General features: G+C 74.8%; 14 protein-coding genes and 1 tRNA gene. 9 read left to right on the top strand and 6 right to left on the bottom strand.

What is annotated here, in order from left to right:
* Positions 1–45: 45 nt before the first annotated feature.
* Entirely contained in the window at positions 46–609 is a 564-nt protein-coding gene (locus IE257_RS11735; protein ID WP_189967574.1) for a DUF1707 and FHA domain-containing protein, read from the bottom strand.
* Between the two features lie 110 nt (positions 610–719).
* Here IE257_RS11735 and treZ point away from each other — a divergent pair, with 110 nt between their 5' ends.
* Positions 720–2,477: a malto-oligosyltrehalose trehalohydrolase gene (gene treZ, locus IE257_RS11730; RefSeq protein WP_189967571.1), complete on the top strand. Its 1,758-nt coding sequence runs from the start codon at positions 720–722 to the stop codon at positions 2,475–2,477.
* A 3-nt stretch (positions 2,478–2,480) separates the two neighbouring features.
* On the opposite strand, the gene IE257_RS11725 is transcribed toward treZ, so the two are convergent.
* Positions 2,481–3,605, bottom strand: coding sequence for an aminopeptidase P family protein (locus IE257_RS11725; RefSeq protein WP_189967570.1), 1,125 nt, complete (start codon positions 3,603–3,605; stop codon positions 2,481–2,483).
* A 253-nt stretch (positions 3,606–3,858) separates the two neighbouring features.
* On the opposite strand from IE257_RS11725, the gene IE257_RS11720 reads away from it, so the two are divergent.
* Positions 3,859–3,931, top strand: a tRNA-His gene (locus IE257_RS11720).
* Positions 3,932–3,993: 62 nt separating this feature from the next.
* Here the strand turns inward: IE257_RS11720 and IE257_RS11715 are convergent.
* Both IE257_RS11715 and IE257_RS11710 read right to left on the bottom strand, forming a co-directional pair.
* On the bottom strand, positions 3,994–4,749 hold the full coding sequence (locus IE257_RS11715; protein ID WP_189967568.1) for an alpha/beta fold hydrolase: 756 nt from the start codon (positions 4,747–4,749) through the stop codon (positions 3,994–3,996).
* 134 nt (positions 4,750–4,883) lie between these two features.
* Positions 4,884–6,944, bottom strand: a complete 2,061-nt coding sequence (locus IE257_RS11710) for a phosphocholine-specific phospholipase C (protein WP_189967567.1) — start codon at positions 6,942–6,944, stop codon at positions 4,884–4,886.
* Between the two features lie 148 nt (positions 6,945–7,092).
* Between IE257_RS11710 and IE257_RS11705 the strand changes: the two genes are divergently transcribed.
* The 7 genes from IE257_RS11705 (at position 7,093) to IE257_RS11675 (ending at position 18,105) form a co-directional block, all read left to right on the top strand.
* Positions 7,093–9,483, top strand: coding sequence for a hypothetical protein (locus tag IE257_RS11705; RefSeq protein ID WP_189967565.1), 2,391 nt, complete (start codon positions 7,093–7,095; stop codon positions 9,481–9,483).
* Position 9,484: 1 nt separating this feature from the next.
* On the top strand, positions 9,485–10,783 hold the full coding sequence (locus IE257_RS11700; protein WP_229920286.1) for a TRAFAC clade GTPase domain-containing protein: 1,299 nt from the start codon (positions 9,485–9,487) through the stop codon (positions 10,781–10,783).
* Positions 10,780–13,275: a GTPase-associated protein 1-related protein gene (locus IE257_RS11695; RefSeq protein ID WP_189967563.1), complete on the top strand. Its 2,496-nt coding sequence runs from the start codon at positions 10,780–10,782 to the stop codon at positions 13,273–13,275. Before IE257_RS11700 ends, IE257_RS11695 begins: the two co-directional genes overlap by 4 nt.
* A complete protein-coding gene (locus tag IE257_RS11690; protein WP_189967561.1) occupies positions 13,265–14,941 on the top strand; it encodes a TRAFAC clade GTPase domain-containing protein in 1,677 nt (558 codons plus the stop codon). Before IE257_RS11695 ends, IE257_RS11690 begins: the two co-directional genes overlap by 11 nt.
* 162 nt (positions 14,942–15,103) lie before the next feature.
* Entirely contained in the window at positions 15,104–15,766 is a 663-nt protein-coding gene (locus tag IE257_RS11685) for a vWA domain-containing protein (protein ID WP_189968294.1), read from the top strand.
* Complete coding sequence (locus IE257_RS11680) at positions 15,763–16,770, top strand: PP2C family serine/threonine-protein phosphatase (RefSeq protein ID WP_229920285.1); 1,008 nt, start codon at positions 15,763–15,765, stop codon at positions 16,768–16,770. Before IE257_RS11685 ends, IE257_RS11680 begins: the two co-directional genes overlap by 4 nt.
* 3 nt (positions 16,771–16,773) lie before the next feature.
* A complete protein-coding gene (locus IE257_RS11675) occupies positions 16,774–18,105 on the top strand; it encodes a protein kinase domain-containing protein (RefSeq protein ID WP_189967559.1) in 1,332 nt (443 codons plus the stop codon).
* Positions 18,106–18,111: 6 nt separating this feature from the next.
* Here the strand turns inward: IE257_RS11675 and IE257_RS11670 are convergent, their stop codons facing one another.
* A complete protein-coding gene (locus IE257_RS11670; RefSeq protein ID WP_189967556.1) occupies positions 18,112–18,438 on the bottom strand; it encodes a hypothetical protein in 327 nt (108 codons plus the stop codon).
* A gap of 24 nt (positions 18,439–18,462) precedes the next feature.
* Positions 18,463–19,944, bottom strand: coding sequence for an AbeC-like domain-containing protein (locus tag IE257_RS11665; protein WP_189967554.1), 1,482 nt, complete (start codon positions 19,942–19,944; stop codon positions 18,463–18,465).
* Positions 19,945–20,094 lie beyond the last annotated feature (150 nt).

Genomic DNA, 20,094 nt, shown 5'->3' with positions numbered 1-20,094 from the left:
CAGGCCTCGCCCGCCGCCGGCCCGGGCCTCCGCCGCGGGTCGGCCTCAGCCGGCCGAGAGCCGGAAGGTCATGTTCCCGAAGCTGACCTGGTCCCCCTCCCGGACCACCGCGGAGCCGGTCACCCGGCGCCCGTTGACCGTGGTGCCGTTGGTCGAGCCGAGGTCCTTGAGGACCCACACCCCGTCGCGCATGCTGAGCTCCGCGTGGGCCCGGGAGACGGTCTCGTGGCTGAGCCGCAGCCCGTTGCCGGGGTCGCGGCCGATCCGCAGGGCGGCCGCGCTCGGGTGCGGCAGCAGCAGCTTGGGCAGTCGCTCCGCGTTCCAGGCGCGCCGGACCCCGACGGAGACGGCGGAGACCCGGCCCACCCAGCCGAACAGCCGACGCGTCCACGGGCTTTCGGCCGCTTCCCGGGACTGGAGGTCGGCGGTGAGCACGGCGAGGTCCTCGGAGCGGCGCGCGACGAGGGCGAGTTCCATCCGGCGCAAGAAGGTGTCGTGGGACAGCTTGCCGAGGGCTGCGCCCTCCCTGAGCTGGCCCAGCGCCCGGTCGCGCTCGGCGTCGGACAGCCGCGGCGCGGGGAAGGCGGGAATCTCAAAACTGGACGTCACAGGGTGATTGTCGGCCCGTCGGGGCCGGAGTGTCCAGAACTCCCCCGCCGCGCCCGGAATGATGGGCAGGATACGCAGGCTGGACACCGCCGCCGACGAGGGGACCGTCCGTGCAGTTCGAGGTGTGGGCACCGCTGACAGGCCACGTCGCCATGCGGCTCGACGGGGCGACGTACGACATGACGCGCGATCCGGACCGGGACGGCTGGTGGACCGCCGAGGCCCCGGCCGCCGACGGGAGCCGCTACGGATTCCTGCTCGACGGCGAGGGTCCGCGGCCCGACCCGCGCGGGCGGCGGCTGCCCGACGGGCCGGACGGGCTGTCGGCGGTGGTCGACTTCGATGCCCTCGCCCCGCGGCGGACGCCCACGCCGGCACCGCCGCCCCGCACCGGGCTCCAGGACGCGGTGCTGTACGAGTTGCACATCGGAACCTTCACCCCCGAGGGCACCTTCGACGCGGCCGCCGCCCGGCTCGGACACCTCACCGCCCTCGGCGTCACGCACGTGGAGCTGATGCCGGTGTGCTCCTTCGCCGGCCGGCACGGCTGGGGCTACGACGGGGTCGCGCCCTGGGCGGTGCACGAGCCGTACGGCGGTCCGGCCGGCCTGGCCCGTTTCACCGCCGCCGCGCACGAGGCCGGGCTGGGCGTGGTGCTGGACGTGGTCCACAACCACCTCGGCCCGTCGGGCAACCACCTGCCCGCCTTCGGCCCGTACTTCACCGACACCCACCACACCCCGTGGGGCTCGGCGGTGAACCTGGACGCAGCCGGCTCCGACGAGGTGCGCGGCTACCTCCTGGGCAGCGCGCTGGCCTGGCTGCGCGACTACGGGATCGACGGGCTGCGGCTCGACGCCGTGCACGCGCTGGCCGACGACCGCGCGCTGACCTTCCTGGAGGAACTGTCCGCGGCCGTCGACGATCTGGCGGCGGACACCGGCCGCCCGCTGTTCCTGATCGCCGAGTCCGACCGGTGCGACCCGCGCACCACCACCCCGCGCGCCGTCGGCGGCCTGGGCCTGCACGCGCAGTGGAACGACGACTTCCACCACGCCCTGCACTGCGCGCTGACGGGCGAGTCCCACGCGTACTACGCCGACTTCGCCGCGGCCCCGCTCGCCGCCCTCGCCAAAACCATGACCCGGGCCTTCTTCCACGACGGCACCTGGTCCTCCTTCCGGGGCCGCACCCACGGCCGGCCGGTGGACCGCCGCCGGACCCCGGCGCACCGCTTCCTCGGCTACAGCCAGACCCATGACCAGATCGGCAACCGGGCGCTCGGCGACCGCCTGTCCGCCTCGCTCTCCCCCGGGCTGCTGGCGTGCGCCGCGACCGTGACCCTGACCGGGCCGTTCGTACCGATGCTGTTCATGGGCGAGGAGTGGGGGGCGCGGACCCCCTGGCAGTACTTCACGGACCACCCGGACCCGGAGCTCGCCGAGGCGGTGCGGTCCGGGCGCCGCCGGGAGTTCGCGGCGCACGGCTGGAAGGCCGAGGAGGTCCCGGACCCGCAGGACCCGGCCACCCGGGACCGCTCCCGCCTGGACTGGTCGGAGCCCGAACAGGCCGTCCACGCCCGCCTGCTGGACTGGTACCGCACCCTGATCGCGCTCCGCCGCACCCATCCGGACCTTCGCGACCCGGACCTGGCGGCGGTCCGGGTCGCCCACGACGAGGAGCGTCGCTGGCTCACCTTCCGGCGGGGCGAGGTCCGGGTGATCGTGAACCTCTCCGCGGAGCCGGTGACGATCGCGCTGGGCCGCAACGGGGTGCGGGTGCTGGCCGCCTGGGAGCCCCTCGAACACCCGGGGCCGGACGGGCGGATCCACGTACCGGGCGAGTCGGCGGCCGTCCTGGCCCCGTGACGCTCACCCCACGACGGCCAGCTCGCGCGGGGCGTTGTTGAGGCGGCGCCCGCCGTCCTCGGTGACGGTCACGATGTCCTCGATGCGGACGCCGAACCGGCCCGGGAGGTAGATGCCCGGCTCCACGGAGAAGCACATGCCGGGGACCAGCGGCTGCTCCTCGCCCTCGACCATGTACGGGGGCTCGTGGGTGGTGACGCCGATGCCGTGGCCGGTGCGGTGGATGAAGCGGTCCCCGTAGCCGAACTCGGTGATCACGGCGCGGGCGGCCCGGTCCACCTCCTGGCAGGAGACCCCGGGCCGGACCGCGGCCACGCCGGCCCGCTGGGCCTCGCGGACGATGTCGTGGACCCGCTGCTCCTCGGCGGTGGGCTCGCCGACGTGCACGGTGCGGGAGATGTCGGAGCCGTAGCCGAAGCGCAGGCCGCCGAAGTCGAGGACGACCATGTCGCCGTGGCGGATGACGCGGTCGCCGGCCTCGTGGTGCGGATTGGCCCCGTTGGGGCCGGAGCCGACGACCGTGAAGTCGACCTGGGAGTGGCCGTGTGCGCGCAGCAGGGCCGCCAGGTCCTCGGCCACGTCGAGCTCCCGGCGGTCGGCGAAGGGGAGGTGGAGGATCTGCGCGTAGGCGGCGTCGGCGGCGGCGCCCGCCGCGGCGAGGCGGTCCAGCTCCCGCTCGTCCTTGACGGCCCGGAGCATGGGCAGGCAGTCGGTGAGCGCCGCGTAGGAGGTGTTCGGCAACTCCTTCTGGAGGCCGAGGAGATGCAGGGCCCAGGTGTTGTCGCTCACTCCGAAGCGGCCGCGGAAGTCCAGCAGCGGGGCGGCGACGGCGTACGGGTCCTTCCCGTCGGCCCAGTCCCGCAGGGTCAGAGCGGTGGCGTCCGGGGCCTTCTGCGCGTCGGGGGCCTCCAGCGCGGGCACGATGAGCACCGGATCCTGCCCGGCGGCCAGCACGAGCAGGGTCAGCCGCTCGGTCTCGGCGGTGGGCCGGTAGCCGGTGAGGTGCGCGAGGTCGGGCCCGGGGGAGATCAGCAGGCCGGCGAGCCCCGCGTCGGCGGCGGTCTCGGCGGCGGCGGTCATCCGGGCGGCGTAGTCGTCGGCCGTGAAGGGTGCGGGTTCACGTGTCATACGGGTGATCCTGCCGTGCCCCGCGCGGCGGGGGCAGCGGCCGCGCCGATCCGCCGCCCGGCGGGGGAAGCCGGGTGCCGTGCGGCGCGGGCCGCGGCGCTGCCGCCCGCCTCCCGGCGAGGGAGCGCCGTGCGGGGCGGCGCGGGCGGCGCGGCCGCCGCCCACCCGGGAGCCGATATCGCGTCGCGGGAGCACCCCTCTGATCGGCTATGCTGTGCTTGCACATCGAACGGGCGGTCCGCAGCCCGTCGTGGTGGGTGTAGCTCAGTTGGTAGAGCACCTGGTTGTGGTCCAGGTGGCCGCGGGTTCAAGTCCCGTCACTCACCCTGTTGATCCCGTGGGGCACGAGGTTTCCTCGTGCCCCACGGGATTTTTCGTGTGCCCCGGGCTAGATCCGCAGGAAGGCCTCCACCTCGGTGACGAAGGCCACCGGGGTCTCGTGCGGCGGGTAGTGGCCGGAGCCCGGGACGGTCACGATCCGGCAGTCCGGATACGAGGCCTGCCACGTGGCGCGCATCACATCCGGGGTGATCGCCAGGTCGTACTCCCCGACGAGGACGAGCACCGGGACGGTGTTGCCCTTCACCGCGGAGGACAGGTCGAGGGGCTGCCAGCTGGCGAGGTACCCGGCGAAGGCCTCGGGGCGGGAGACGGCGAGGGAGTGCGCGACCATGCCGTCGAGCCAGTGCCGGCTCACCCGGTTTCCGGTGACCAGGTCGAGGATGGTCCGGCGCTTGTCGGGGTCGGCGGCGGCGCCGTGGAAGAGGGCGTGGGTCGCGTCGTCCATCGCGTAGGGCTCGGCCGGCACGGGCGCGAGGCCGATCAGCTTCTCGACCCGCTCGGGGGCGCGGACCAGGACCTGCTGGGCCGCCTTGCCGCCCATGGAGTGGCCGAGGAGGGAGAAGGTGTCCCAGCCGAGCTGGTCGGCGAGTTCGAGGACGTCGTCGGCGATCTCGGCCAGGCTGTGACGGCCGGAGACGTCGCGCCGGTCGCCGTAGCCGCGGTAGTCCAGGAAGACGTAGCTGAAGCCCTCGGGGTCCAGGTGGTCCAGTACGGAACCCCAGTTCGCGGAGGTGCCGAACCAGTCGTGCAGCACGATGACGCGGACGGGTCCGGTGCCGATCCTGCGGTGGGCGATGGCCATGCGTTCTCCCTCGGTGACCTGGCGTGGAAATCCGACGCCGAGGGTTCTGCCCACCGGACCCGCGGTCACACCGCGCGGGCGGCATCCCGCGCGGAACCTCCTGCTGCGGGCCGCCCCGCAGCAGGAGGACCGGGTCAGACGGTCTTGATCGCCGGGTCCGAGATGCCCGCGGCGCCTGTCTCCACGTGTCCGGCGAAACGCCGTAGGAAGGTGGCGTCGGCGTCGGAGACGACCTGCACGTCGTACCACTGGCCCGAGGCGGCGAGGGTGACCGTGTGGGAGACCGTCGCACCGGCCGCCACCCGGAGGGTCTGGGGCGCGCCGCCGTAGGCGTTGGTCACCGTGAGGTTGACGGCCGTCGTCCCGGAGTTGGCCAGCGTCAGGGCGAGGTTCCCGGTGGCCGCCACGTGGCGGGCCGTGACCTCCGGGCCGGCCTTCTTCGCCGGGCCCTTCCAGGTGCGCAGGAAGCCGTTCGGGCCCCAGACCGTGAGGTTGATCTGGTTGCCGGTGGAGCTGCTGGTGGACCAGGTGTCCGAGAGGGTCCTGCCCGCCTCGACCGTGTAGGGCCAGGGGCCGTCCGTACGGTTGCCCGAGGTGCTGTGGAAGTGGGCGCCCAGGGTCGGGCCGGAGGCGAAGGTCAGGGTGAACTTGCCGGTGGAGGTGGTGCGGGCGCCGTCCACGTAGGGGCTGTAGCCGAGCGCGCGGGTCGGCTTGGAGCCGGCTTCCTGCCGGGGCAGGGTGCCCGTCGCCGGCGGGGTGGGGTGGTAGGACGGGTGGCGGTCCTTGTCCGGCGGGACGTAGCCGGCCGTGGACGGGAGCGCGGCGGGCGCGGCGTCGGCGCGGGTGAAGTCGAAGGCCGAGGTCAGGTCGCCGCAGACGGCGCGGCGCCAGGGCGAGATGTTCGGCTCCTGCACCCCGAAGCGCTTCTCCATGAAACGGATCACCGAGGTGTGGTCGAAGGTCTCGGAGCAGACGTAGCCGCCCTTGCTCCAGGGGGAGACCACGATCATCGGGACGCGCGGGCCGAGCCCGTACGGTCCGGCCGCGTAGCCGCCACCGCCCGCGTAGAGGTCCTTCGACACGTCCGCCGTGGACAGGCCCCAGGACGCGGAGGCCGGCGGGTACGGCGGGACCACGTGGTCGAAGAAGCCGTCGTTCTCGTCGTAGGTGATGAACAGCGCGGTCCTGGCCCAGACCGCCGGGTTCGCGGTCAGCGCGTCCAGGACCTTCGAGATGTACCAGGCACCGAAGTTCGTCGGCCAGTTCGAGTGCTCGCTGAACGCCTCGGGAGCGGCGATCCACGAGACCTGGGGCAGGGCGCCGTTCACCACGTCCGCGCGCAGCCGGTCGAAGTAGCCCTCGCCCGCCTTGACGTTCGTGCCGGTGCGGGCCTTCTCGTACAGGGCGCTGCCGGGCTGGGCATTGCGGTAGCTGTTGAAGTACAGCAGGGAGTTGTCGCCGTAGTTGCCGCGGAAGGCGTCGTTGATCCAGCCCCAGGAGCCGGCGGCGTTCAGGCCGTCGCCGATGTCCTGGTAGACCTTCCACGAGACGCCGGCGGACTCCAGCCGCTCGGGGTACGTCTTCCAGCCGTAGCCGGCCTCCTGGTTGCCTAGGACCGGGCCGCCGCCCGTTCCGTCATTGCCCGTGTGGCCCGTCCACAGGTAGTAGCGGTTCGGGTCGGTGGCGCCGATGAAGGAGCAGTGGTAGGCGTCGCACACCGTGAAGGCGTCGGCGAGGGCGTAGTGGAACGGTATGTCGTTCCGGGTCATGTACGACATGGTCGTGGCCGTCTTGGCCGGGACCCACTTGTCGTACTTGCCGTTGTTGTACGCCTGGTGGCCGCCGGCCCAGTCGTGGTTGAGCCCCTCCAGGAACTGCATCCCGAGGTCCTGGATCTGCGGGTTGAAGGGCAGGACGTCCTTCGTGCCGTTGGACTGGTGGAAGACGGACTTGCCGTTGTCCTGGAGGACCGGCCGCGGGTCACCGAAGCCCCGGACCCCCTTCATCGCGCCGAAGTAGTGGTCGAAGGACCGGTTCTCCTGCATGAGGACGACGATGTGCTCGATGTCCTGGATCGTTCCGGTGGTGCCCTGTGCCGAGATGGCGGCGGCCCGCGCGATGCTGTCGTTCAGCATCGTGAGGGCCGCGGTGCCACCGGCTATCTGCAGGAACCTGCGACGATTGAGTTCTGCCATGGGGTGACGACCTCTGCGGGTGAGGGGGGAGTCGAGGGGCGCCCCAAGGACAGCGGTCCCGGGGTACCGGCCGGAGATCACTTCGTGACACTGCGCCGTACACCTGGAGAACGAAAAGAGCTCCCGAACGACCTGCGTATCTGCTGAAATGACCTCCCACACACTGCACGGGGGGCGCAGAGCGATGGCCGGGACGGAGTTCGGGCATGCCATCGGGCTGTCCCGCGCGCTCTCCGGCCTGCCGTTGGCGCCGCTGCTGGGAGGTTACGGGGAACTCCTCGCCGCACAACAGGGCATCGGCCTGCGCCACTTGGGCGAACTGCTGGTTCCGCCCGGCGGCCGGTTACGGGTGCTCGACGGGATCTTCGCCGTCACCGGACCCGGTCGGCGCCGCCACGTGGGCGCCGGGGTGCTGCGGGCGCTGCGCCGGGAACAGGCCGAACCCGCCGCGGCCCGCTTGCTGGAGCGGCTGGCCGGGATCCAGGAGGCGGACCCCGCCGCCCTGCGCCGGATCCTGCTGTACCAGCTCACCCACCTGCTCCACGACCACCCCCAGGGGCATTTGCCGGCCACCGCGACCGGCTTCGGGGTCGACCCGGCCGAGGCCGCCGCCCTGGTCCACGCCGCCGCCCGGCGGGCCCGGCTGGACGGCGGGCAGCGGGCCGCCGCCGAGGCCCTGCGGGACGACCTGCTGGAGCACCGGATCCGCTCCGCCGCCCGCCGGGCCGCCCTGCTGCCGCCCGCGGACGGGGACCGGGCGCTGGGGGCCCTCCTCGCCGGACTGGCCGCACGGAACGCGGCCGCCGACGCCGAGCTCGCGGTGGCCCGGCGCCACGAGGAGCGGGGGGATCCGGAGCGGGCCTGCCTCCACTACGAGGAGGCGGTGGCGCTGGCGGGCGACTGCCCGCGCGCGGTGCGCGGGCTGGTGCGCAGCTACCGGCCTGATCCCGCGGACCCCGGCCCGCTGGAGTCCGTGCTCGTCCCCGGTGGTGTCGAACTGCACTGGCCGACCGGAGAGTTCGGGGGCGCGCGCTGGCGGGTGGTGCGGCTCACCCGCGGGGAGCCGGCCGGTGCCCCGCTCGCCGAGGTGGCGGGCCGGCCGGCCGGGGGCGTGCTCGTGGACCGCGGCGCCGGCACCGGCGTGGAGGTCCGCCATGTGGCACTTCCGCTCCGGGCCGACGGCGCCGTCGACGGACCGCCGCTGATCAGCGCCCCGCTGGCGGTCGCCCCGGCGGTGACGGAGCTGAGGGTCGGCGACGGCGACGGGTGGATCGAGGCCTCGTGGACGCCGCCGGCGGGCGCCGCCCACTGCGAGGTGACGCTGACCGGGCCCGGGGGACGCGCTCCGGTACCCCCGGTGCCACCGACCGTGCGGGCCGGCCTGCGGGAGACCGTGCGTGCGCAGGGCCTGGCCCCCGGGCTGTACGAGCTGGCGGTGCGGGTCCGGTACGCCCCGACGGGACGCGCCGGCCGCGGGGTGCTCTCCACGGCCGTGACGGCCTCGGTCACCGTGCACGTCTGGCCGGCCCCCCTACGCACCCTGACGGCGACGGCCCGGGCGGCGGGCGGGGTGGAGTTCCGGCGGACCGGCGGCGACGACGGCGAGGTCCGGCTGGTGGAGTGGCCCGGCGAGGCCCCCGCCGAGGGGGCCGAACTGGCGGCGGCCGAGCTGCCGCCGCCGCTGGACTGGGCGGGACGGGGCTGGACCGGAGGAGACCCGGCCGGAGAGGACACGGCCGGAGAGGACCCGGCGGGACCCCGATCCGGCGCGCCGGTCTCGATCGGAGCGCCGCCGCCGGGATCGCTGACCACCGTGTCCGCCGTGTCCGTCCTGGGCGGGCGGGCCCTGGCCGGGCCCTGCGTCCTGGTCGAGGCCCCGCTGCCGGTGACCGGGCTCGCGCTGCGGCGTACCGCGCCCGACCTGGTCCACGTCACCTTCGACTGGCCCGGCGCCGCGGGCACGGTCACCGCCACCGTCACCCAGGACGGCCGGAGCACCCGACACGCCGTGGCCCGGAGCGTTTTCCTGCGCGAGGGCCTCCACCTGCCGGTCACCCCGGCCGCGTTGTCCGTCGAAGCGCATGCCGCGCCGCGCAGCGCCCGGTCCGTACTCGCCGCTCCCGCGGCCGACGCCCGCGCGGAGCTGCCCGCCGACGTGGCCATCGCCTACGAACTGGTGCCCGGCCCCCGGCGCGGACTGCGCCGCGGGCCCGCCGTCCTGCGGGTGACCGTACGGGCACCGGGCGGCGGCACCGGCCCGGACCTCCCCGAGCTCCTGCTCGTGGCCCGGGGGGACGGCGGCCGCAACCCGCGGCGCCCGGGCGGCCCGGCCGGCGGCACGCCCGTGTGCCGGGTGACCGGAGCCGAACTCGCGGCCGCGGCCGCGGGCACCGGGACGGGCACCGGCACGGTGGAGCGCCCGATCGACACCACGGCCGCGCCCGGCCGCCCCTACGCCCTGCGCGGTTTCCTCCTCGGCGGCGCCGCCGCCTCCGTCCGGCTCGAAGAGCCTCCTCTCCTCTCCCTGGTGGTCCGCTGACATGACCTCCGTCGTCTGCCCCTACTGCTTCGACCGGTCCCCGGCGGCCCGGCTGCCCTACCGCTGCCAGATGTCCGCCACGGGGGTGCGCGGCGCCAGACCGTGCAGCGCCGAACTCGACACTGTGTGGGCCGAGTTCATGGGCCCGAGCGTGCCCCCCGCACTGAAGATGCGCGGCCCGGTCTTCACCGCCCCGCGCGGCCTCGGCCGGCGCCTCGCGCCGAAGGCGGGCGGCTCGCGCGCGGACTGCCCCGCCTGCGGCGGGTCCACCCCGGTGCGGGTCTGCCGGCGCTGCCACAGCGACTTCCCGAGCGACTACTGCGACCAGGACACCCGGATCATCGCCCTGCTCGGCCCCAAGGCCTCCGGCAAGAGCACCTACGTCTCGGTGTTGCTGGGCGAATTGCGCGGCAGGGTCGGCCGGGCGTACGGGGCCTCGGTGACCGCCATGGGCGGCGAGACCCAGCGGCGGGACCGGGAGCTGGCCGAGGACCTCTACGACCGGTTGCGGCTGCCGGGGGCCACCAGGCCGGCGGCCCTGGGCTTCAACGACCCGCTGCTGTACCGGCTGAGCCTGCCGCTGCGGCGCCGGCTGCGCGGGGACGGCAGCCGGCACACCGCGCTGGTGTTCTTCGACGCGGCGGGCGAGGACCTCGGCAGCGCCGAGGCCATGGACCGGTACACGCACTACCTGGCCGCCGCCGACGGGATCATCCTGCTCGTGGACCCGCTGCAGATGCGGGCGGTGCGCGACCGGCTGCCGCTGGACGACGGGCCGCCGCTGCCGGTCATCGAGACGCCGCCGCAGCAGATCGCCGCGGATCTCGCGGCCCAGCTGCGCGCCCACGGACGGGGCTCCTCGCGCGGCCGGGTCACCACCCCGGTGGCGGTGGCCGTGACCAAGACGGACTCGCTGGCGCCGCTGCTGGAGCCGCACTCGCCGCTGCTGCGCAACGCCGACCATTCCGCCGGCGCGCTGGACGAGGAGGACCGGCAGACGGTGCACGAGGAGATGCGCGCGCTGCTCGACGGCTGGGACTCGGGTGCGCTGCTGCGGCAGTTGGAGCGGGACTTCGCACAGCTGTCGCTGTTCGGGCTCTCGGCGCTCGGCTCGCCGCCGCCCGCGGACGCACCGGCCGACGCCCCGAAGTCGGGGCCGCGGCCGCTGCGCGTGGAGGACCCGCTGCTGTGGCTGCTGGGGCTGGGCGGGCTGCTGCCGCGCGCCGGCGGCGCCGCCGGCGGGGGTTCCCGTACCGGCTCGGGCACGGGTGCCCGTACCGGCTCGGAGGGGAACTCATGAATCTCGCCCAACTGCACTACACCTCGGCGCCGCCCGGTCCAGACGGTTCCGGCTTCCGGTTCACGGCCGTCAGCCCCGGGGTGCCGGCCGCCCTGCTGCGCGAGGCGGAGCAGCTGATCGGCTACGAGCCGCCCCGGGACGCGCCGCCGCGGCCGGGGCCGCACGAGCTGGCCGCCTTCCCGCAGGCCCTCAGCCTGAACGTGCTGGGCGACGGCAGTCGGCTGCTGGCGCGTTCGGTGTACACGGGCGCCGACTACAGCGGCCGGTGGGGCAACTTCCACGCCCATGCGGTGCACCTGCCGCAGCCCGCCGGTTCCGGCCCGGCCGTGGGCGAACTGCCGATCACCGCCTGGGGATCGCCCCAGTGGGCCGCCGCCACCCCGCCGGGCGGCGTGCCGGCGCTGGCCGCGGTGCCCGCGCCGGGCCGGCTGGACCGGGCCGCGCTGGCCGCCTTCGTCGCCGCCCGCGCGCCGTGGCTGGCCGCCTTCTTCGCCGATGTGCGCCGTCTCGGCGAGGACCCGGACGCCCCGCAGATCGTGCTCGTGGAGGCGGACAGCGAGGCCGTGGCCCGCTGGATCATGCTCGCGTGCAGTGTGCTGCCGCACCAGCGGGGTCAGTGGCTCACCTTCACCACCTACACCCGGCGGCCGCAGCTCGCCCGGCAGCAGATCATCGGCGTGATGCCGGAGGACGGGCTCGGCCTCGCCGGGCAGGAGCACCGCTACCGGGTGTACGACGCCTCCCGCTCCGCCGCCCCCTCCGTCGGGCCGCCGGACGTGTGGGCGGACACCGCCGCGCGGATCTGGCAGGGGCAGCGCCAGGATCTGGTCGCCGAGGTCCGGCGGCTCGCCGCCGGGCCGTACGACGCGGGCCCGCTGGCCGCGCTCGCCCTGGCCGCGGGCATCGCCCTGCCCTCCCCCGGCCGGACGGCGGCCGCCGACTGGGCGGCCGGGCACCGGGACGCGCTGGACGGCGTACGACTGCAGGCGCTGGCCCTGGCGCTGGGCGGCCCGGCCGGGGACCGGGAGCCGGCGGAGGTCGAGGCGGCCGGGCGGCTGCTCGCGGCCCTGGACGGCTGGGCACCGCCCACGGTGTGCGAGCCGCTGGTGGCCCTGACCCTGACCGAGGCGGTACGGACCGGCGCGCCGCCCGCGGCCCTGCCCACCGCGGGCGCCCTGGGCGCGGCCGTCCGGAGCCGGCTCGCGGCGGAGCTGGAGCCGGGCCTGCGGGCGGCGCTGAGCGGGCCCGCGGCCGAACCGGAGCATCCCGCGGGGCTGTTGCGGGTGGCCTCGGTGCTCGGGGTGGACGTGAGCGACCTGCTGCCCGCGGTGGCCCGGCAGCTGGCCCTCGCCCTGCTCGGCGATCCGGAGCGGGCGTACGGGGCGGGGGTGCGGGCCGCGCTGGCCGAACTGCCCGGGCTGCGCGCCCTCGTACTCGACCGGCTGGACTCGCTCGCGGCGGGCGATCCGGCCGCGGGGCGGCGGCTGTTCGCCGGGACCGCGCTGCGGCCGACCGCGGCCGACGCGCGGCCTCACCTGCGGATGTGCGCCGAATCCCCGGCGGTGGCCGCCGCGGCCGGCCAGGACCGGGTCGGCGCGCTGAACACCCTGCTGGCCCACTCGGGCGTCTCGCTGTACGCGGAGCCGCTGGTGCTGCGGACCGCGATGCGGCTGGTGTGGGACGGGGAGCCGCCCGGGGCGGACGAGGCGGGGCTGGTGCTCATGGCGACCGGGGCGCAGGTCCACCGGGAGGCCGGGACCTGGGAGTTGCTCGTACGGGCGGCGGTACGCGCGCCGGCCGGGGACGACGGGGCGCTGGAGCTGGCACCGGAGCTCCTCGGCCAGTTCCAGGAGGAGATCCCGGCCCGGCTGCGGCCGTCGCTGCTGCTGCTGGAGCTGGCCCGGAACCTGCGGACGGGCGCGGCGGGCGGTGGCTGGGTCCGCCAGGCGCTGGACCTGCGGTCACTGGATCCGGAGCCGGGTCCGCGGGAGACCGCGTACGCGGTCCTGTGCGCGCGGCTGCTGGCCGCGGACCGGCCGGACAGCGAGCTGCGGGCGCTGATCGAGAGCAACGACGCGGAACTGCTGGCCGCCTACCGGCTGGCGGCACGGAAGCCGGTGGTCCACGACCGGCTGCGGCTGGATCCCGGCTATGCGGCGGACTGCTTCACGGTGTGGTCCTCGCAGCCGCAGGCCGGCCCGCTCTGGCAGGAGGCGCGTACGGACCTGCTCGACGGGGTGCTGCGGCCGGCCGTGCGGGGCCTCGCGCCGGCGGAGCTGGCGGAGGTGGAGCAGGCGCTGGCCCGGCTGGGCGGCCGCTGGGCGGACGAGTTCCGCGGCTGGCAGCGGCCGGGCGCCTTCGGCCGCCTGCGCGAACGCTGGGGCGGGCGCCGCTCCGGCGACGGTCAGGGGTCGGGCGGGCAGGGGGCCGGTGGTCACGGTTCCGGGAGTCATCGGTCCGGCGGTCAAGGGGCCGGTGGCCATGGGGGCTGACATGGTCGATCCGGCGCTGATCGCCCGGATCCTGGGCACCCTCACCGGGGTGATCGGGGTCGCCGTGTGCCTCGGGTACGGGCTGTGGCGGTTCCTGGCGCTGGCCCTGTCGGCCGCCTGGGCCGCCTTCCGGACGAGCCCGCCGGGCAGCAGCGACCCGCGGATCGTCCCGTACCCGGGTCCCGAGCCGGCCCAGCCCGCCTACTGGGCCGGACAGATGTGGCTGGACGCGCGGTTCGCCGGACAGGCGGCGGCACTGACCGTCTGGTACCTGCTGACCCGGCACTGGCTCGGCGAAGTGGTGCGCCGCCGCCTGCTGCGCGGCCGCAACGGGCAGACCGGCGCGCTCGCCGACAACGGCTTCGGAAGGCTGCTGCTGCGCCTGCTGGCGCCCGGTACGGCGCTGGCCGCGGTGCTGTCCGCGCTGCTCGCCTCGGTCCTGCTGGCGGGCGTCGCGCTGTTCTTCGCCGTACAGCTCGCCCTGGTCCTGTTGGCCGTGCTGGCCGCCGCCCTGGCCGGGCGGACCGCGGAGCGGCTGTGGAAGCTGGTCCTGGGCATCCGGATGAAGTGCCCGTACCCCGGCTGCTACCGGCCGTTCCCGCTGGCCGTCCACCTCTGCCCGGGCTGTGGCGCCGCCCACCGCGAGCTGCGGCCGGGCGCCTTCGGAGCGCTGCGGCACGTGTGCCGCTGCGGCAGGGGGCTGCCGACCACCCTGATGACCGGGCGGCGGGGGCTCGCCGCCCGCTGCCCGCACTGCGACCGGAGCCTGCCCCCGGCCGTCGGCACCACCCGGGTCGTGCACCTGCCGCTGATCGGGGGCACCTCCGCCGGGAAGACCATGCTGCTGGCGGCCATGCTCGAAGGGCTGCGGTCCTGGTCGCACGAGTCCCGACTGACGGTCGAATACGCCTCCCCCGACGACCTGCGCGAGGCCAACACCCTCGGCCGGCAGCTGAGCAGCTCCGGGTGGACCCTCAAGACCCAGGGCGGGCAGCCGCGCGCCCTGATGCTGCTGGTCGGGTACGGCCTCCGGCGTCGGCTGCTCTACCTGTACGACCCGATGGGCGAGTCCCTCCGGGACGCGGACACCACCCGCGACCAGGGCTACCTCGCGCACTCCGACGGGGTCCTGCTGGTCACCGACGTGCTCGCCGCGCCCGTCGTACGCCGCGCCCTGCACCCGGGCGACACCGAACGGGCCGAGGCGGCCCGGCCGGCCGACCTCGGCCCGGTGGAGACGTACGCGGGTTTCACCGGCGAGCTGCAGGGGCTCGGCGGCCGTCGCGGGCGGCTGCCCGTCGCCGCGGTCGTGACCAAGCGGGACGTGCTGGACCGGCTGGACTCGCTGCCGCGGCCGACGGAGCCGGTCGAGGCGTGGCTGACCGGGATCGGGCTGGACGAGCTGGTCCGCGTCCTGGGCCACGACTTCGCAGCGGCCCGGTACTGGGTGGTCAGCGCCCGCGCCGCCACCGGGGCGGGCGCCCTGGACACCGAGCAGCGGCGGGCGGCGGAGCCGGTGCTGTGGCTGCTGTCACGGACCGGGCTGCGCGTGGGGCGGCTCACCGGGAACCGGCAGGACGCGCGGGCCGCAGGGGACCGGCCGCAGGCGCGGGTCGCTCGGGACGCGCGGCCCGCACACGGCAACGAGAGGAGCAACACCCCATGATGACACCGCAGATCGTGCGGGGCCGCCGGATGATGAGGGCCCTGTTCGTGTCGGCGGTCGTGATGACGGCGGCTGCCGCGGTGGCGGCTCTGGCACGGTACATCCCTGGGTGGACCGGAAGTTGAAGGAGAATACGCGGTGAGTGACATCCCCGGCGGGCCGATGATGAACCGGCCCGTCCACTTCATCTGGCTGATCGACTGCTCGTACTCGATGCAGGGCGAGAAGATCGGCCAGCTCAACTACGCGATCAGAGAAGCCGTTCCGGAGATGCTCTCCGTGGCGCAGGACAACCCGGCGGCCCAGCTGCTGCTGCGCACCATGACCTTCTCCACCACGGCCCGCTGGCACCACAAGGACCCGGTGCCGGTGGAGCAGTTCACCTGGCAGGACGTGCAGGTGGACGGGATGACCAACCTCGGGGAGGCCCTCCAGCTCGCGGCGCGCGAGCTGGACACCCCGCCGATGCCGCAGCGCGCGCTGAAGCCGGTGCTGGCGCTGGTCTCCGACGGGGTGCCGACGGACGACTGGAAGGCGGGGCTGCGGGCGGTGGACGCGACCCCGTGGGGCCGCAAGGCCGTCCGGGTGGCCATCGCGATCGGTGCGGACGCCGACCGCAACGTGCTCCAGGAGTTCCTGGGCAATCCCGAGCTCCAGCCGCTGGACGCGAACAGTCCCAAGCAGCTGGCGGCGGCGATCCGCTGGGCGTCCACGGCGGCGGTGAAGGCAGCCTCCCAGCCGGTGGCGGGGTTCGCGGACGTGACCGTGAAGCAGCCGCCCTACGCCCCGCCCGTGCTCGACGACGACGATGACGACGTGTGGTGAGCGAGCCCGTGCGGACCCATGGGCCGCTCCCGCTCTGGGACACGCTCCACGGCAGCGTCCAGGGCGTGAACAAGACGCGCAACCAGGACCACTACGACGTGGAGGGGCTCGGCAGCGCCGGACAGCCGCTGATCATGGCGGTGGCCGACGGCCACGGCTCGGCCGTGCACGCGCGCAGCCATCTGGGCTCCCGGTTCGCGGTGGACCTGTTCGTCCAGCAGGCCAGGCAGTTCGCGGCGCTCGCCGAGCCCCGGGGCGAGCTGCGGCCGCCGAGCCTGGCCTGGCTGATGAACTACGCCCAGTACACGCTGCCGCGGCAACTGGTGAGCGCCTGGCAGGAGAAGGCGCTCGGGCACTGGGCGCGGACCAGCTCGCACGAGGAGCCGGCGCTGTCACCTCCGGACAAGCTGGTGCTGTACGGGAGCACGCTCGTCGGCGCCGTACTGACGCCCCGGGTCTTCGCGGCCTGGCAGCTCGGCGACGGCGAGCTGACGGTGGTGACCGACGACGGGCAGGTGACCGTACCGCTCGCGCCGGACGAGGCCGATCTGGGCGACGAGACGGAGTCCCTGTGCTCCCCGCAGGCCTGGCTGCGGGTGCGTACGCACTGGGCGCCGGTGACCACCCCCGCGCGGGCGCCGCGGCTGGTCTCGCTCACCACCGACGGGCTGTCCAAGAGCTTCGCCTCGGACAGCGGCTTCCGGCAGTTCATGGCCGGCCTGGACGACCGGCTGTCGGCGGAGGGCGCGGAGTGCGTCCGGGCCGTCCTGCCGGAGTGGCTGGCCAAGGCCTCCCAGCACTCGGGGGACGACACCACCCTGGTGGCGGCCTGGCACACCGCCACGGCCCCGGCAGGACCCGCGGCCCCGGCAGGACCCGCGGCCCCGGCAGGACCCGCGGGAGCGGCAGCACCCGCGGAACCGGCAGGACCGCCGGAACCGGCCGCCCGGACACCGGAACCCGCCGACATCTCCGACATGACAGACCCGTACAGGAGTGAGTGACCAATGAGCGGCATGCTCGACAGCGGCACCCGGCTGACGGCCGACAGCGGCCTGGGCGTGGAGGTCTTCGACCTGCTCGGCGCCGGCGGCCAGGGGGAGGTCTACCGGGTCCGCACCGGGTCCGGCGACCAGGCCCTCAAGTGGTACTACCCGGCGTGCGCGACGCCGGAGCAGGAGGACATCGTCCGTCAGCTGGTGGACCGCGGCTTCGACGACGACCGCTTCCTGTGGCCGCGCGACTTCGTGGCCGACGGCCGCGGGGGCTTCGGCTACCTGATGGACATCCGCCCGGACCGGTTCAAGGGCCTGCCGCTGCTCTTCCGCCGCAAGCTGCGCACCACGATCCGTGCGCTGCTCACCGCCTGCCTCTACACGGTCGAGGCCTATCAGGCGCTGCACTCGCGCGGAATCGCCTACCGGGACATCTCCTGGGGGAACCTGCTCTTCGATCCGGTCACCGGCGAGGTGCTGGTCTGCGACAACGACAATGCGGTGGTCGAGGGCGACAGCACGGGCATCTCCGGCACCATGGCGTTCATGGCGCCCGAGCTGGTGCGCGGCGAGCCTGGGGTCTCCCCCGGCACCCAGAGCGATCTGCACTCCCTGTCGGTCCTGCTGTTCATGCTGCTGATGAACCACCATCCGCTGATGGGCAGGCGGGAGTTGGACATCCACTGCTTCGACGAGGCCGCGGAGCGCAGGCTGTACGGGAAGGACCCGCTGTTCCTGTTCGACCCGCAGGACCGCTCCAACGCCCCCGACCCCGTCGAGCACGCCACGGTACTGGCCACCTGGGCGGTGGCGCCCGCCTCCCTGCGCGACCTGTTCACCAGGAACTTCACCCGGGGCCTGCACGACCCCGCGGCCCGGGTGCGGGAGTCGCAGTGGCGGGACGCCCTCCGGGCGGTCCTCGACGCGGTGGTGGACTGCGCCCACTGCGGGAAGCAGAACATGACCGAACCCCGGGCCGCCACCGCGGGCACCTGCTGGAGCTGCGGGAACGCGCTGGTCCTGCCGCCCCGGCTGGTGCTGACCACGCCCCCGCCGCGCACCGAGCACCACATCCTGCTGCACCGGTCCTCGCGCGTGCAGGCGCACCACCTGGCGCCGGAGCCGGCCCGGCACGACTACGGCGACGGCACGCTGGTGGCGGAGCTCACCGAACACCCGCAGCGCCCGGGGAAGTTCGGGCTGGCCAACCGCTCCGGGGCCGCCTGGACGGGTACCCGCGCGGACGGCAGCACGCAGGAGATCGCTCCGGGGCAGACCGTGCCGCTGCGTTCGGGGCTGGAGCTGGACTTCGGCGGTGCGCGGGCCGTCGTACGGGCGAGGTGAGCCGGATCAGCCCAGCAGCCGGCTGATCTCCTGGGCCAGGGCGAGGCCGGTACTGCCTGCGCCCAGGCCGAGGGTGATGGTCTCCAGCGACCGCCGGATCAGGCCCGGTTCGACGGGGCGCCCCTCCTGCCCGGCCCGGTCCAGCTCCCCGCGCAGGGCCTGCGCCGCGTCGAGCCGCTCCGGTCCGGCGCCCTCCGCCCGGAGCCACTGGGCGAGCTCGGCGGCGAGGCGCAGGGTGCGGGCGGCGGTGTCCTGCTCCCCGATGTTGATGGTGCCGTGGTCCCCGATGTTGTTGGGGCCGGACACGTTCCCGTGGAAGTGGTAGGTGCTCATGAGTGCGGTGCTCCTCGTCCTCGTTCAGGGTTGCCCGGCCGGCTTCCCCAGTGCCTGGGCCTGACCGGCCTGGTTGACGGTGCCGTGGGCGCCGATGTTGCTGGAGTGGATGTCGCCCTGGAAGGTGTACGTGTGGGTGTTGATCACCTGCTGGGCCTGGTCGTAGGAGCTGGTGTCGACGTTGTGGTCCTTGAGGAACCGTTCGGTCGCTATCAGCACGCCCTGCTGGAGCCGCTGGAGGAAGTCCTGGGAGTCCGTCCGCTCGGAGAAGCCCAGCTGCTCCCAGTCGGCGACCCGCTCGCGGAGGCTGTCCACGGCTCCGTAGTCGAAGCGCAGGTGCCGCCGGTCGATCTCGCGGCGCCACTTCTCCAGCCCCCGGGCCCGCGCACGCCGGGCGGAGGCCCGCCGGGACAGTCTCCCGGGGGCGCCGACCAGCGCCGACCCGGTGGTGGCGGTGGCGAAGGTGAAGAGACTCCACCAGCGCTCCCAGCCGTCCTGAGGCAGCTGGTGCACCCGGTAGAAGCGCGACTGGAGCGGAGGGATCCCGTACGCGGCCACTTCCCAGGTCAGGCTGGGGTGCTGGAGCCTGGCCCGCAGGTGCATGGAGACGATCACGCGGCCCCCCTCGCCGGCCCGCTCCAGGCTCAGGTAGGTGCGCATGCCGGCGCCGGGCTGGACCACTCCGGCCTGCACCAGCTGCTTGGGGATCTGGGCGCGCGGCCGGCGCAGCCGGTCGGGGAGCAGGTCGGGGCCGACGTAGGAGACGTGGTCGCCTATCACGTAGAGCCGGTTGCGGGCCCGCAGTCCCTTCAGACCGGCGATGTGCTCCATCTCGCGGGCGATGAAGCTGTGCAGGTCGACGGCGTCGAAGGGCTTGATGGTCAGCTTGCCGCCGCCCGCCGGATCGTCGGCGGGGCGGCTGACGTCGATGGGCTGCCAGACCATTTCCTTGATCTTCGAGCCGCTGCCGACGAACGGGTTGGTGCGCTCGGCGCTCGCCGTGTACGGAACCACGTTGGCCCGCCTCTGCTCCAGCAGCCGGTCCTCCACCTCCGCCCCGACCCCGGGGGCAAGGTCCTTCGGCCGCTGGGCGCCGTGCTCGACGCCCAGGGCCGCCCTGCGGGCCGCGTCCTCGGCGCCGCGGACCAGCCCCCATGCGGCCGTCCAGGCGAGGACGAATGCGGCCGCGGCCGCCAGGGCGAGGGCGGGCAGGCCCACGACCAGCCCGTACAGCGCGGCCGGTACCGCCGCCCACACGCCGGCCGCGCAGAGCCCGGCGAGACGCCGGTCGCGCAGGTCGGTGCGCCGGACGGAAGCCCGCGCGTGGCGGGCCAGGGCCACCAGGTCGATGCCGAGCGAGAGTCCGGTGGCGCGCAGCCGGTCCTCGGTGAGCTCCGCGTCCACCTCGCGGGCGAAGCCCTCGTCCAGGTGCGCGCCCGCGCACAGCAGACGGGTCACCGCGTCGTCCCGGTACTGTGCCAGCACCGGTAACCGGCGTGCCGCCATGTCGCGCCCTCCCCCGTGGCCCACGATCCCCTGCCGTCTCACCCTATGTAAACGAGCCCCGCCTGTCGCGGGGTTGGCGGCGGCGGTCCGGCACCGGCCGCGTACTCAGGCGGCCCGTGCGGACCGCGGCGGCGAACTGAGCATCCGTAC

The organism is Streptomyces avidinii (assembly GCF_014650695.1).
GTDB classification, from domain to species: domain Bacteria; phylum Actinomycetota; class Actinomycetes; order Streptomycetales; family Streptomycetaceae; genus Streptomyces; species Streptomyces avidinii.
Note: the sequence above shows the minus strand (reverse complement) of the source record. Positions and strands in the feature narration are given on the sequence as shown.